Source organism: Rhodovulum sp. PH10 (assembly GCF_000293785.1).
Lineage (GTDB): Bacteria > Pseudomonadota > Alphaproteobacteria > Rhizobiales > Xanthobacteraceae > Rhodoplanes.
In genome coordinates this window covers 1-14,265 of sequence record NZ_AKZI01000100.1, presented here as the reverse complement: position 1 = coordinate 14,265, position 14,265 = coordinate 1, and the positions used below count along the sequence as shown (strand labels likewise).

12 protein-coding genes are annotated in these 14,265 nt (G+C 68.6%); 8 read left to right on the top strand and 4 right to left on the bottom strand.

The genetic code is table 11. The features are described 5' to 3' along the window. Window positions 1-144: 144 nt before the first annotated feature. Together A33M_RS16230 and pyrC are read right to left on the bottom strand one after the other, a co-directional pair. On the bottom strand, window positions 145-1,242 hold the full coding sequence (locus A33M_RS16230; protein WP_008389244.1) for a CBS domain-containing protein: 1,098 nt from the start codon (window positions 1,240-1,242) through the stop codon (window positions 145-147). Between the two features lie 247 nt (window positions 1,243-1,489). Next, the gene (gene pyrC / locus A33M_RS16225) at window positions 1,490-2,533 is read right to left on the bottom strand and encodes a dihydroorotase (protein WP_008389242.1); all 1,044 of its coding nucleotides are present in this window, start codon (window positions 2,531-2,533) and stop codon (window positions 1,490-1,492) included. Window positions 2,534-3,016: 483 nt separating this feature from the next. Between pyrC and A33M_RS24110 the strand changes: the two genes are divergently transcribed. The 5 genes from A33M_RS24110 to A33M_RS16200 all read left to right on the top strand — a co-directional run bounded on the left by A33M_RS24110 (window position 3,017) and on the right by A33M_RS16200 (window position 9,681). Further along, entirely contained in the window at window positions 3,017-3,391 is a 375-nt protein-coding gene (locus A33M_RS24110; RefSeq protein ID WP_157223516.1) for a phasin family protein, read from the top strand. Between the two features lie 540 nt (window positions 3,392-3,931). Next, window positions 3,932-4,753 carry a collagen-like protein gene (locus A33M_RS24470; protein WP_008389238.1) on the top strand — a complete coding sequence of 274 codons (822 nt, stop codon included), beginning with the start codon at window positions 3,932-3,934 and terminating at the stop codon, window positions 4,751-4,753. 441 nt (window positions 4,754-5,194) lie between these two features. Next, the gene (gene carB, locus A33M_RS16210; protein ID WP_008389236.1) at window positions 5,195-8,659 is read left to right on the top strand and encodes a carbamoyl-phosphate synthase large subunit; all 3,465 of its coding nucleotides are present in this window, start codon (window positions 5,195-5,197) and stop codon (window positions 8,657-8,659) included. Window positions 8,660-8,767: 108 nt separating this feature from the next. Then, complete coding sequence (gene greA / locus A33M_RS16205) at window positions 8,768-9,241, top strand: transcription elongation factor GreA (protein WP_008389234.1); 474 nt, start codon at window positions 8,768-8,770, stop codon at window positions 9,239-9,241. Further along, complete coding sequence (locus A33M_RS16200) at window positions 9,238-9,681, top strand: DUF6165 family protein (RefSeq protein WP_008389233.1); 444 nt, start codon at window positions 9,238-9,240, stop codon at window positions 9,679-9,681. The genes greA and A33M_RS16200 overlap by 4 nt, the downstream gene beginning before the upstream one ends. Before the next feature lie 444 nt (window positions 9,682-10,125). Here A33M_RS16200 and A33M_RS16195 read toward each other — a convergent pair whose 3' ends face one another. Together A33M_RS16195 and A33M_RS16190 are read right to left on the bottom strand one after the other, a co-directional pair. Beyond that, window positions 10,126-11,127 carry a glycosyltransferase family 9 protein gene (locus tag A33M_RS16195; RefSeq protein ID WP_040621075.1) on the bottom strand — a complete coding sequence of 334 codons (1,002 nt, stop codon included), beginning with the start codon at window positions 11,125-11,127 and terminating at the stop codon, window positions 10,126-10,128. A 52-nt stretch (window positions 11,128-11,179) separates the two neighbouring features. Further along, window positions 11,180-11,662: an Lrp/AsnC family transcriptional regulator gene (locus A33M_RS16190; RefSeq protein ID WP_008389229.1), complete on the bottom strand. Its 483-nt coding sequence runs from the start codon at window positions 11,660-11,662 to the stop codon at window positions 11,180-11,182. Window positions 11,663-11,889: 227 nt separating this feature from the next. Here A33M_RS16190 and trxB point away from each other — a divergent pair, with 227 nt between their 5' ends. From trxB to A33M_RS25010, 3 genes are all read left to right on the top strand, one after another. After that, a complete protein-coding gene (gene trxB, locus A33M_RS16185; RefSeq protein WP_008389227.1) occupies window positions 11,890-12,855 on the top strand; it encodes a thioredoxin-disulfide reductase in 966 nt (321 codons plus the stop codon). A gap of 175 nt (window positions 12,856-13,030) precedes the next feature. After that, the gene (locus tag A33M_RS16180) at window positions 13,031-13,924 is read left to right on the top strand and encodes a LysR family transcriptional regulator (RefSeq protein ID WP_008389224.1); all 894 of its coding nucleotides are present in this window, start codon (window positions 13,031-13,033) and stop codon (window positions 13,922-13,924) included. Between the two features lie 145 nt (window positions 13,925-14,069). Continuing rightward, window positions 14,070-14,265, top strand: a 196-nt coding sequence (locus A33M_RS25010; RefSeq protein ID WP_237718395.1) for a hypothetical protein, incomplete at its 3' end; no start/stop codon positions are given.

Below are 14,265 nucleotides of genomic sequence, written 5' to 3'. Positions count from 1 at the left end.
GCTCTCGCAGGCTCTCGAGCCGTCGTCGAGAGGTTTGGCGACGTTCGGTGCAATCCCGATCGTCGGGCTCTCGATCGCCTGGCTCTCGAACTCTGGCGCGCTCTCACGTCCCCCAGGCGCTCTCTTCACTTTGCCCAGACGCTCTCACTTGCCCCAGGCGAGGAAGAGGCCGACGTCGCCCGGCATGCCGTCCGGAAAATCGACCACGCGGGCATGCATGACGAAGCCGTGCGGCTGCAGCTCCTCCTTCCAGCGCGCGAAGATTTTGGCCGGCAGGCCGCGCAGCGTCTCCGGCCAGTTCGGGTCGGGCGCGTTCACCGCGCGGCCGTGATCGCTGCACAGGTCGCACGGGAAGCGGATCAGCATGTGCTCGGCCTCGCCCTTCTCGGCGGCGATCTGTGCCTCGTGAACCAGCCGCTGCCAGCGCTCGTCGTCGAGGTCGGTCGCGAGCAGCTCGTTCACCTCCTGGCGGCGCCGCTCCTCGAGCTGGCGATGCGCCTCGCCGTGCTGGGAGGAGACGTCTTGCTCGTGCTGCTCGACCAGGTGACGGAACTCGGCCGCCGAGGGCGCGTCCGCCGTCGGCGTCGAAGCGGGCTTTTGGCCGGCGGGCTTTTGGGCGGCGGGCACGGGCTGCGCCGGGCCGGCCGCGTGCGAGGGGGCGGACGCCGACGTCTTGTTGCTCGCGAGGGCCTTCTTCTTCAGCCGCTCCTGCAGCGCGGTCAGATGCTGCGCCGCCGCCGCGGCGTCGAAGCCGCCGGGCGCCTTCTGCTCGGAGGCGGCGGCCGGCACCCGGCCGTTCTCGGCGATCGCCTCGACCAGATCGGCGCGGCTGACGATGCCCACCATCCTGCCGTTCGCCATCACCGGCGCGCGGCGGATGTGATGCGAGGCCAGCACCTGCGCGACCTCCACCAGATCGGCCTCCGCCGGCACGGTGATCACCGGCGATTTCATGATCTCGCGCGCGGTGCGCTGGTCCTTCTCGAGGTGCTCGACGAAGGCGGCGCCGAGCTCCTCGCCCTCCGCCAGCATGCGCAGCCACCAGTCGCGCCGTTCGTTGCGGTCGGGCGCGGACAGCGGGATCAGGTCGCCCTCGCTGACGATGCCGATCAGGGCACCCCTGTCGTCCACCACCGGCACGGCGCTGATGCCGTTCCGGTGCAGCACCTCGGCGATCTTGCGCACCGGCACGTGCGGCGCCACCGTGACCACCTCGCTCGTCATCAGGTCGGAAGCTTTCACGATCGTCGTCCTGTTCCTTCGATCGGTTCCTCGGTCGATCGGTCGGTCTCGATCGGGCGGAAGTCTTCGGCGCTCGAACGGGACGGATCTCTTCGGCGAACGGCTCCACGTCGGCGCTCGCAGGACGTTAACGCGCTCGTGCTGCACGGGTTTGACGTGCAGCAAAAAACCTTTCTCGCACCGCGAAGGCGGCGGTCCCGAGCGATCGGGCGAGGGCGATCGTGCCGGCTCGGTCGTGCCGGCTCGGTCATGCCGGATCCTGCACCCGCCAGCGCACCGTCTCGTCGGCGCCGAACACCCGAAGGCTTCCTTCGCCGGGCACCGGCACCTCGGCGGGTGGCGTTTCCGGCTCGTCGACCAGGGTGATGCGCGCCTCGTTCGGCGGCAGCCCGTAAAAGGCCGGGCCGTTGAGCGAGGCGAACGCCTCGAGCTTGTCGAGCGCGTTCTCCTCGGCGAAGACGGTCGCGTAGCATTCGAGCGCGGCGGGCGCGTTGAACAGGCCGGCGCAGCCGCATTCGGCCTCCTTCCGGTGGCGCAGATGCGGCGCCGTGTCGGTGCCGAGGAAGAACGACGGGTCGCCGCCGGTCGCCGCCGCCCGTACCGCCAGCCGGTGGTGCTCGCGCTTGGCGACCGGCAGGCAGTAATAATGCGGCCGGATGCCGCCGCTCAAAATGGCGTTGCGGTTGATCATCAGATGCTGCGGCGTGATGGTGGCGCCGATGGTCGGCCCGCCCTCGCGCACGTAATCGACAGCCTCGCGGGTCGTCACGTGCTCCATCACCACCTTCAGCGCGGGAAAGCGCCGGCGGGTCGGATCGAGCACCCGCTCGATGAACACCGCCTCGCGGTCGAAGATGTCGACCGCCGGGTCGTTCACCTCTCCGTGCACGAGAAGCGGCATGCCGGCGCGCTCCATCGCCTCGAGCACGGGGAAGATCTTTTCGATGTCGGTGACGCCGTGGCTCGAATTGGTGGTCGCGTTCGCCGGATAGAGCTTTGCCGCGGTCAGCACGCCGTCGCGGTGGCCGGCGACGAGGTCGGCCGGGTCGGTGCCGTCGGTGAGATAGCAGGTCATCAGCGGCGTGAAGCCGCTTCCCGGCGGCACCGCGGCGAGCACCCGCTCGCGATAGGCGCTTGCCATCGCGGTGGTGGTCACCGGCGGCACCAGGTTCGGCATCACGATGGCGCGGGCGAACCGGCGGGCGGTGAACGGCACCACGGTGCGCAGCACGGCGCCGTCGCGGAAATGCACGTGCCAGTCGTCCGGACGCCGCAGGGTGATCGACGCCATGAAATCCTCGCTTCGGTTGGACGCACGCCGGTCGGCCGGCCGACGCATGCGGGAGAGTCGATGTGGGTTCGCGGGGGCGCCGTCGGCCCGTCGGCCGGGGCCACCGCGCAACGGTGTGCGGGCGCGACCCTACGATTCCCGGCGCCGGGCTTCAATCGCCGGCCGGCCGCGCCGCGAGCCGGACCTCCCTGCCGAATTCTCACCGCGGGAAGAACCGATTGCGACTCTCGGTGTTGGTATCATGCGACCAGTCGGCCGGGCGGAATTGGCTTTGACCATTCCCTATCCACATGCCTATCATGCGTCGTCCGCTCACGTCGGCCGTCGAAGCGTGCCACACAGGCCGACCTCGAACGAGGTCGTGGCTCACACCCATCGCGGCGCTCCGAACTCGGGTTTCGGGCGCTGCGCCGTCACCGGACCCTCGCGAATACAGCATCGTCTTCGCGGTCTCGCAGCCGCAGTGTCTCAGGAGAGATCACCATGCCAGCGTCGACCCCCTTCGAAATGTCCGCCGACCTCCGCAAGATGACCGAGCAGAGCCTCGAGCAGATGCGGACCGCGGTGAACGGTTATCTGCAGTTCTTCCAGCGTGGCGTGCCGGGCATGCCGATGCTCGGCGGCGCCGAGCTGAGCAACAAGGTGATGAGCTACACCGAGCGCAACGTGGCCAGTGCGTTCGAGTTCGCGCAAGGGCTCCTCAGCGCCAAGGATCCTCAGGAGATCCTGCGGCTCCAGACCGAGTTCCTGCAGGCCCAGATCCAGGCGATGACCGAGCAGGTGAAGGATTTGAGCGAGACCGCCATGAAGGCGGTGAGCGACACCGCGAAAGGCGGCCGGCCCGGCGCCTCGTCCTGACCGATACGAGCTTTTCCGCGGGCGGTCGCCGGGACGGTGGCCGCCCGCGGGCGTTTTTTTTGCACGGGCAGGGCAGGGGCAGGGTAGGCGCCCGCCGGCGCCGAACCGTCGCCGTGCTCGGCGCCGCCATCTTCGATCCCGCCGTGTTCGATCCGGCCTTCTCCGATCCAGCCCTCTTCGATCCGGCCGTCTCGCGCCTCTCGCCTGCCGCCCCGCAGTGTCCGGCCGCCCTCGCGCCGGCGGATCGAGATCGGGCGGGCCGTGATCGGGCCGGCCGTGATCAGAGCCGCGGCCTGCTCGAGATTGCGGCGCCCGCTCGCCCACGCCGCGGTCGACAAAATCCGACCTGCTTGCCATTCTTCGATCGGCGCTTCTCGCGCCGTCAACGTGACTGCCGAACGCGTCCCGGACCCGCGGCCCGCACGTCGGACGACATCCGCTCGCCGTGCTCCGTCACGAAGGGATTGCGGTTGCCGTCTATGGGATCATCCGCGGAGCAGCATCCTGCGGCTCCGCTGTGGGAGGTTCGAGCAGGTAATCATGCGATCGATCATGCTGGGCGCTGCCCTCACTCTCGTCACCCTCGGCGCCGCCGATGCGGCGATTCAGATCTCCACCGCCAAGATCGAGGACGGCCAGCTCGTCATCAGCGGCCGGGTCGCCAAGGCCAACGAGAAGGTGACGTTCGACGGCCGCTTCGACACCATGTCGCGCAGCAATCGCCGCTTCACCTGGAAAGAGGTCTATCACCCCGCCGACTGCACCGTGACGGTGAAGTCCGCCGACGAGGAGCGCGAGGTGGTGATCGCCAATTGCGGCCAGGCCGGCCCGAAGGGCGACAAGGGCGATGCCGGCCCGCAGGGCGCGGCGGGCCCGAAGGGCGACACCGGCCCGGCGGGTCCGAAGGGCGAGGCGGGGCCGGCCGGTCCGGCCGGCACGGCGGGCACCGCCAGCGCCGCGGGGCCGAAGGGCGAGGCGGGGCCCAAGGGCGATCCGGGTGCCAAGGGCGAGGCCGGACCGCAGGGCGAGCCGGGCCCGGCCGCCAAGCTCTCGATCGGCACCGTCACCACCGGACCGAAGGCTTCGGCGACCATCACCGGCAGCGCCGCCGAGCCGGTGCTGAACCTGGTGCTGCCGAGCGCGCCCGCCGCGCAGGCGGCCGCCACGCCGGCCGCCGCGCCGGTGCTGCGCGCGGTCACCGCGACCTGCGAGGGCAAGACGAGCTGCGAGGCGGCCTGCGACGCCGGCGAGGCGTTGCTCACCGCCACCCCGGCGCCGACCGAGCAAATGTTCGCAAAAGCCCGCTGGAGCGGCGACAGCCTGCCGTCCGAGGCGCGGATCGTCTGCGGCAAGCTGCAATAGGCGCGGTCGCGCGACGACGCACCGGCCGTTCGGCCGGTGCGCTCGTCCCCCCGATGTGTCGTCCCCGCTTTGTCGTCCCCCGATGTGTCTCCCTGGCGGGCTCGTCCGGGTTCGCTCGTTCTGCGGCGCCCGGGTTCGCGGCGCAGGTCTCGGCGCGCCGGCCCCGTGCGCCGGCCCCGTGCAGGCCGGCCGACCCCGATGCCTCTGAATTCGCTCGGAAAAGGTGTCAAGATACCGCATCGGCCGCCGATCCGGCCCGACGCTCTTCCCACGCCGACGATTCTGGGCTAAACGGTCCGCCGCCCAGGCGCTCCGCCGGGGGCAGGCGACAGATCGGTCGAGTTCGCAAGGCGGCGCGTCCACGACGCCTTTTTTTGTGCCCGAACTGCCCCGTCACCGCGAGACGATCCGACCCAACTCCAACACAACCGCAAAAACCGGATGCCCAAACGCACCGACATCTCCTCGATCCTGATCATCGGCGCGGGGCCGATCGTCATCGGCCAGGCCTGCGAGTTCGACTATTCCGGCACCCAGGCCTGCAAGGCCCTGCGTGAGGAAGGCTACCGGGTGGTGCTGATCAACTCCAACCCGGCCACCATCATGACCGACCCGGAGATGGCCGACGCCACCTATGTCGAGCCGATCACCCCGGAGATCGTCGCAAAGATCATCGAGAAGGAGCGCCGGGAGCGTCCCGACGACAAGCTCGCGCTGTTGCCCACCATGGGCGGCCAGACGGCGCTCAACACCGCGCTGTCGCTGCGCCGCATGGGCGTGCTCGACAAGTTCGGCGTCACCATGATCGGCGCCACCGCCGAGGCGATCGACAAGGCCGAGGACCGCGAGCTGTTTCGCGAGGCGATGAAGAAGATCGGCCTCGAGGTGCCGAAATCGGCGCTCGCCAACGCCTCCGACATGAAGAAGGCGGACCGCGACCTGCACGCCGCCGAGATCGCGAAGATCGAGGCGCAGGGCCTGCCGCCCGACGAGGCGAAGCGCGCGGTGACCGCCTGCGAGGCGCAGTGGGCGGCGGGCGAGGCCGAGCGCAAGCGGCGCTACATCGCCAAGGGCCTCGTCGAGGCGCTGGAGGCGGTGGAGGACATCGGCCTGCCGGCGATCATCCGCCCGTCCTTCACGCTCGCCGGCACCGGCGGCGGCGTCGCCTTCAACAAGTCCGAGTTCATGGAGATCGTCGAGCGCGGGCTCGACGCGTCGCCCACCACCGAGGTGCTCATCGAGGAGAGCGTGCTCGGCTGGAAAGAGTTCGAGATGGAGGTCGTTCGCGACAAGAACGACAACTGCATCATCGTCTGCTCGATCGAGAACCTCGACCCGATGGGCATCCATACGGGCGACTCGATCACCATCGCGCCGGCGCTCACGCTGACCGACAAAGAGTATCAGATGATGCGCGACGCCTCGCTCGCGGTGCTGCGCGAGATCGGCGTCGAGACCGGCGGCTCGAACGTGCAGTTCGCCGTCAACCCGGACGACGGGCGGCTGATCGTCATCGAGATGAACCCGCGAGTGTCGCGCTCCTCGGCGCTGGCCTCCAAGGCGACCGGCTTCCCGATCGCCAAGGTCGCGGCCAAGCTCGCGGTCGGCTACACGCTGGACGAGATCGCCAACGACATCACCGGCGGCGCGACGCCGGCCTCGTTCGAGCCGACCATCGACTACATCGTCACCAAGGTGCCGCGCTTCGCCTTCGAAAAATTCCCCGGCGCCGAGCCGCTGCTCACCACCGCGATGAAGTCGGTCGGCGAGGCGATGGCGATCGGCCGCACCTTTCAGGAGTCGCTGCAGAAGGCGCTGCGCTCGCTGGAGACCGGCCTGACCGGGCTCGACGAGATCACCATCGACGGCATCGGCACCGGCGACGACAAGAACGCCATCCGCGCGGCGCTCGCGCAGTCGACGCCCGACCGCATCCTCAAGGTCGCGCAGGCGATGCGGCTCGGCGCCTCCGACGAGGAGATCTTCCGCACCTGCCGGATCGACCCGTGGTTCCTCGCGGAAATCCGCGGCATCGTCGAGGCCGAGGCCGAGGTGATGGCCAAGGGCTTGCCGACCAGCGCCGGCGTGCTGCGCGGCCTCAAGGCGATGGGCTTTTCCGACGCGCGGCTCGCCAAGCTCGCGGGGCTCAAGCCGGAGGAGGTGGCCAAGCGCCGCCGCGCGCTCGACGTGCGCCCGGTCTACAAGCGCATCGACACCTGCGCGGCCGAGTTCGCCTCGCCGACCGCCTACATGTACTCGACCTACGAGGCGCCGTTCGCGGGGCTGCCGGCCGACGAGTCGGCGCCGACCGACAAAAAGAAGGTCGTCATTCTCGGCGGCGGGCCGAACCGGATCGGGCAGGGCATCGAGTTCGACTATTGCTGCTGCCACGCCTGCTTCTCGCTGAAGGAGGCCGGCTTCGAGACCATCATGGTCAACTGCAATCCGGAGACGGTGTCGACCGACTACGACACCTCGGATCGCCTGTTCTTCGAGCCGCTGACGGCCGAGGACGTCATCGAGATCATCGACAACGAGCGCAAGAACGGCACGCTGCACGGCGTGATCGTCCAGTTCGGCGGGCAGACGCCGCTGAAGCTCGCCGAATCGCTCGAGAAGGCGGAGGTGCCGATCCTCGGCACGTCGCCCGATGCGATCGACCTCGCCGAGGACCGCGACCGCTTCAAGAAGCTGCTCGACCGGCTCGGCCTGCGCCAGCCGCTGTCGGGCATCGCCGACACCACCATCAAGGCGCGCGCGATCGCCGATCAGATCGGCTATCCGGTGCTGATCCGGCCGTCCTACGTGCTGGGTGGCCGGGCGATGGAGATCATCCACGACGGCAATCAGCTCGACAATTACCTCGAGCGCCTGTCGGGCGATCTCGGCCGGCCGTCCGAGCTGGTGGTCTCCGAGCGGCGTCCGCTCTTGATCGACCGCTATCTGTCCGACGCCACCGAGGTCGACGTCGACTGCCTCGCCGACCGCAAGGACACCTTCGTCGCCGGCATCATGGAGCACATCGAGGAGGCGGGCGTTCATTCGGGCGATTCGGCCTGCGCGCTGCCGCCCCACTCGCTGCCCCGCGAGACGATCGCCGAGCTGGAGCGCCAGACCCGCGCGCTCGCGCTGGCGCTCGAGGTGCGCGGCCTGATGAACGTGCAGTACGCCATCAAGGACGGCGACATCTACGTGCTCGAGGTGAACCCGCGCGCCTCGCGCACGGTGCCGTTCGTCGCCAAGGTGATCGGCATCCCGGTCGCCAAGGTGGCGGCCCGCGTGATGGCCGGTGAGTCGCTCGAAAGCCAGCGTCTCACCCCGCCGAAGCTCGCGCATGTGGGGGTGAAGGAGGCGGTCTTCCCGTTCGCGCGCTTCCCGGGTGTGGATACCTTGCTCGGCCCGGAGATGCGCTCGACCGGCGAGGTGATGGGGCTCGATCGCTCGTTCGAGATCGCCTTCGCCAAGAGCCAGATCGGCGGCGGCAACCGTCTGCCGCGGGCCGGCACGGTGTTCGTGTCGGTGCGCGACGTCGACAAGCCGCGCATCCTCGACACCGTCAAGCTGTTGTCGGAACTCGGTTTCAAGGTGATCGCGACGTCCGGCACCCAGCGCTATTTCGAAGCCCACGGGGTGCCGGCGCAGAAGGTGAACAAGGTGCTGGAGGGCCGCCCGCACATCGTCGACGCGATCAAGAACGGCGGTGTGCAACTCGTCTTCAACACCACCGACGGCACTCAGGCGCTGAGCGATTCACGCTCCCTGCGTCGTGCAGCCCTCTTGCATAAAGTGCCGTACTACACCACTCTTTCCGGAGCCATTGCGGCGAGTTTGGGCATAAAAGCCTATCTCGGGGGCGACCTCGAGGTTCGTACGCTGCAAAGCTATTTCTCCGACCGCGCCCGGTGACGGGCGCGTTCGGCGATATAGGGCACGGCTGACACTCTCTCGTACGACGGCAGGGAGGCCTGCGGGCCACCTTGCGGTCGATTGCGTTTTTCTGTCGGAGAGGAACCGATGGACAAGATACCGATGACGGCGGCCGGCTATGCGGCTCTCGCGCAGGAGCTGCGCCACTGCCAGCAGGTCGAGCGGCCTCGCATCATTCAGCAGATCACCGAGGCCCGCTCCCATGGCGACCTCTCGGAGAATGCCGAGTATCACGCCGCGAAGGAATCGCAGTCGCTCAACGAGGGGCGCATCGCCGAGCTGGAGGACAAGCTCGCGCGCGCCGAGGTGATCGACGTCTCCAAGCTGTCCGGCGACACCATAAAATTCGGCGCGACCGTCACGCTGATCGACGAGGACACCGAGAAGAAGACCGTGTGGCAGATCGTCGGCGAGCCCGAGGCGGACGCCAAGGCCGGCCGCATCTCGATCACCTCGCCGCTCGCCCGCGCGCTGGTCGGCAAGAAGAAGGGCGCCCAGGTCGAGGTGGTGACGCCGGGCGGCGCAAAAGCCTACGAGGTGCTCGAGGTCGAGTGGCGGTGAGCGCGCCCCTGGCCGTAAACGCCGGCGGAGCCGGGGCAGGCGGGCCGAGCGGGACGCGGGTCGAGATCGTCGTCTCGGTCGGCGAGCTGGCCGACAAGGTCACGATTCTCGAGATCAAGGCCGAGCGGATCGCCGATCCCGTCAAGCGCACGAACGTTGGCCGCGAGCTGGACCAGCTCGCGGCGACACTCGCACCGCTGATCGCGGCCGAGCCCGGCATAGCGCCGCTGAAGGCCGAGCTGAAGGCGGTCAACGAGACGCTCTGGCAGATCGAGGACGACATCCGCGACTGCGAGCGCAAGGGCGACTTCGGCGAGACGTTCGTGAAGCTCGCCCGCGCGGTCTACCGCACCAACGACCGTCGTGCCGCGCTCAAGCGGGCGATCGACGACCTCGTCGGCTCGGAGATCGTCGAGGAAAAATCCTACGCCGCGTATTGAGCGGGCCGGCGGACGCGCGCTGCAGAACACCTGCAGGGAAAGCGCCCATACCCCTCACCCGGAGTCCTCGCTGTCGCTCGGACTCCGACCTCTCCCCGCGATGCGGGGAGAGCATGCACACATCGCCCCGGATGCATTCATCCGTCATGCGCGGGCTCCGACCCGCGCATCCATCAAGATCAAAAGGTCTTTTTGTTCGGGTTGATGGATCGCCGGGTCGAAGCCCGGCGATGACGGAGGAGTTCTTGGAAGCGTTCGCGATTCCTATTGAGAACTCGTCGTTTTCGAGGATGTGTGCATCCCGTAGCGCGGTGCGGTGAGACGTTCAGGAAGAGCGGTGCCGCAGTCTCCAAAACCTCTCCCCGTTCACGGGGAGAGGTCGCGAGCGAAGCTCGCGGGTGAGGGGCTTCTTCTTTTCCGTGTCCGTCGGAAAATATGGCGCCGCTATCCCGCCAGCACGCGCTCGGCGGCGCGAAACGCCGCGTCCACCGGAATGTCCTCCATCGTCGTGCCGCCGAAATCTCGGGCCCGGACGATCACCCCGCGCGTCGTGAACGGCTTCCAGCGGCCGACATCGGTCGGCCCGAACAGGCTGACCAAGGGCGTGCCGACGATCGCCAAGAGATGGCCGATGCCGTTGTCGTTGGCGACCGCCGCCGCCAGCCGCTCGGCGATCGCGATCGCCAGCTCGAGCCGCACTAGGCCGAGCGCTGGGTCGACCGGCTCGACCTCCGGCATCAGCGCGTCCGGCACCTCGGCCCGGATGGCGTCGATCATCTCCGCCTCCTGCGGGCCGATCAGAAACACCGGCGTGCTTCCGCTCGCCGACAAGGCTTTTGCCAGCGCCACCCAGCGGGCGATCGGCCAGTTCTTGCGTGCCTCGCGGCTGCCGGGCGCGAGCCCGACATAGGTTCGCCCGGTGGGTAGGCGGGTGGCGGCGAGCGCGCGGGCATTTTCGGAAATATCGAAACGGCCGGACCAATCCGCCGGCCCGCGACGAGCCGCCTCGGCGAGGCTCAGCATGCGGTCGGCGACGCCGTGCGGGCGCGTCCACCGGCCGGGCGGCCGCCGGCTCGACAGCGCGTAGCCGGGCAGGGCGCAATAGAAGCCGCGGTGGCGCAGGAAGAGGCGCGCCAACAGCACCGTGAGCACGCGGGTGCGCGAATCGAACACCAGCTCGAAGGCGGGCAGCGCCTTCAGCCGCGGGATCACCTCGCGCGGCGGCGTGGTGATGCCGGCATTCTCGATCACCTTCGCGAGCGTGCCCTTCATGAAGGGCGCGAGCTCACGCGCCATCGCCGTCTGGTGGGTGGCGATCCACCAGATCGGCCGGTCCGGGTAGGCTTTTGCGATCGCCCGCAGGAAGGGGAGCTTGAGGAGCGAATCACCCAAGCCCTCGCGGTCGACCAGGACGGCGATCGGCCGCGGCGTGTCGGAAGTCGTCATGGCGGGCACTCGAAAGAACTCGAACGTTTGCGACCGAACGTTTGCGACGTCGTCACCCGGCCAAACGGTCGAGCTCGAGCGGCACCGCCGCGGCGTTCTTGGCGTTGCGCAGCGTCAGCGTCGTCTTGACGTTGCGCACGTTCGGCGCGGCGGTCAGCTCGGCCACCAGCGCCTGGAAGGTCGAGAGATTTGGCGCGACGCACTTCAGGAGAAAGTCGATCTCGCCCGACAGCATCCAGCACTCGCGCACCAGCGGCTTCGAGCGAATATACTCCTCGAAGGCGACGAGGTCGGCCTCCGCCTGGCTCGACAGGTGCACCATCGCGAAGGCGGTGACCTCGTAGCCGAGCTGCTTCTCGTCGAGCAGCGCGCGATAGCCGGTGATGAAGCCGGCATCCTCCAGCGCCCGCACACGGCGCAGGCAGGGCGGCGGCGAGATGCCCACGCGGCGGGCGAGCTCGACATTGGTCATCCGGCCGTTGTCCTGAAGCTCCTTCAGGATTCGGTGATCGATGGCATCGAGACGGTAGGACACGGCAGGCTCCGGGCGGACGGCGGGCGACTCGCGATCTCATTATCGCAAGAGACGTGCCATCGAGAAATAATATTGCGCATGCCCCGACGGTGGAGCCGAAGATGCGGTATGCACATCCGGGGTTATGCGTGTCTTGCATGCCTTGACGGAAAGTCTAAATTGACGGCACTTCTGTCCCGCCGCTCGCACCCCGCCAGCGGTCTTTCCCCAACACGACGAGGCGACGCATGGCCGAGACCCTCCATGCCAAGGTTCTCATCATAGGGTCCGGGCCTGCCGGCTACACCGCGGCCATCTACGCTGCGCGCGCGATGCTCTCGCCGGTGCTGATACAGGGCATCCAGCCGGGCGGCCAGCTCACCATCACCACGGACGTGGAAAACTATCCGGGCTTTGCCGAGGGCGTGCAGGGCCCGTGGCTGATGGAGCAGATGCAGAAGCAGGCCGAGCATGTCGGCGCCACCATCGTCACCGATCACGTGAGCGCGCTCGACCTGTCGCAGCGGCCGTTCCGCGCGACCTGCGAGTCGGGCACCCTCTATCTCGCCGATTCGCTGGTGCTGGCGACCGGCGCCCAGGCGCGCTGGCTCGGATTGCCGTCGGAGCAGGCGTTCAAGGGCTACGGCGTGTCGGCCTGCGCGACCTGCGACGGCTTCTTCTATCGCGGCAAGCAGGTGGTGGTGGTCGGCGGCGGCAACACCGCGGTCGAGGAGGCGCTGTTCCTCACCAACTTCGCGAGCAAGGTGACGGTGGTGCACCGGCGCGACGCGTTTCGCGCCGAGCGCATCATGCAGGACCGGCTGTTTCGGAACCCGAAGATCGAGGTGGTGTGGAACACCATCGTCGAGGAGGTGGTCGGCAGCGAGCAGCCGCCGAAGGTGACCGGCGTCAAGCTGCGCGACGTGACGACCGGCGCGCCGACGACGCTTCCCGCCGACGGCGTGTTCATCGCGATCGGCCACGCGCCGGCGACCGAGCTGGTGGAAGGCCAGCTCGAGCTGAAGCCGTCCGGCTACGTGAAGGTGGCGCCGTTCTCCACCGCGACCTCGGTGCCCGGCGTGTTCGCCGCCGGCGACGTCGCCGACGAGCTGTATCGGCAGGCGGTGACCGCCGCCGGCATGGGCTGCATGGCCGCCCTCGAGGCCGAGCGCTTCCTGGCGGCGATGGCCGCCACCGAGATCGTCGCAGCGTAGCCGTTCGGAGTTTTTCAACCATGTCGATGGATCACGGGCGAGGGCGTTGCAGCGTGGGCGAGCCCACGTGCCCGATCCGTGCCACACGAGAACAAGCCCGGCTCGTCGTCGATCCGGGAGCAGCCCGTGCGCAACGGCGGGCCGGGATGGGAACGGGCGAGGCCCGCGATCGATCATGGACTGGGACAAGCTGAAGGTCTTTCACGCGGCCGCCGAGGCGGGCAGCTTCACCCATGCGGGTGAGCAGCTCGGCCTTTCCCAATCGGCCGTGTCGCGCCAGGTGAGCGCGCTCGAGCAGGAGCTGTCGGTCGCGCTGTTCCACCGCCATGCCCGCGGCCTCATCCTCACCGAGCAGGGCGAGCTTCTCTACCGCACCGCCCACGACGTGTTCATGAAGCTCGAATCGGTGCGGGTGAAGCTGACCGACAGTCGCGAGCGGCCGCACGGCGACCTGCGCGTCACCACCACGATCGGCATGGGCGTGCACTGGCTGACGCCGCGGCTCGGCGAGTTCACCGATCTCTATCCCGACATCCGCATCACGCTGATGGCGACCGAGGAGGAGCTCGACCTGGCGATGCGCGAGGCCGACGTCGCGATCCGCCTGCGCCAGCCGACCCAGCCCGACCTGATCCAGCGCAAGCTGTTCTCGGTGCATTATCACGCCTACGCCTCGGCCGAGTACCTCAAGCGGTTCGGCACGCCGCGCGGCGTCGAGGATCTCGACAAGCATCGGCTGATCGTGCTCGGCGGCACGGTGGTGCCGATCAACCTGCAGAGCGCCCGCTGGCTTCTGACCGCCGGCCGCGAGGGCAAGGATTTGCGCTCGCCGCATCTGATCATCACCAACATCGCCGGCGTCTTGCGCGCCTGCCAGCGCGGCATCGGCATCGCGATGCTGCCGGACTACATCCTCGAGGACAACGAAGGCCTCGTCACGCTGTTCGGCGACGACGACGCGGTCTCGCTCGACGCCTATTTCGTCTATCCGGAAGAGCTGAAGTCGGTCGCCCGCGTGCAGGCGTTTCGCGACTTCCTGGTCAGCAAGGCGCAGCGCTGGAGCTATTGAAGCCCGCCGCGCGGGAGATCACGACAGCGGCCGCCGTCGCGCACGGCGGCCGTTTCTTTTCGCAGCCGCGAAAAGCCCTGCTCCGCGAGCGGGGGTGGCATGTCGAAAGCCGCGTTGTTCCGCCCGCTCGCGGCCGACATGCTGGTTGCAGCTCGTGGCGACGATTTCCTCCCACACGTCTCGTGTCGCCGCAGCTGTCCCTCTGGAAGGTGTAGTCGGCTCTGCCGATGAACTGCGCCGGGCCCCGCTGGTCCGGCGCATTTTTTTGTGCGGGCGCGTGAAACTCATACCAGCGGCGGGAAACTATGACCTCATCCTGAGGGTCGCCGAAGGCGACGTCT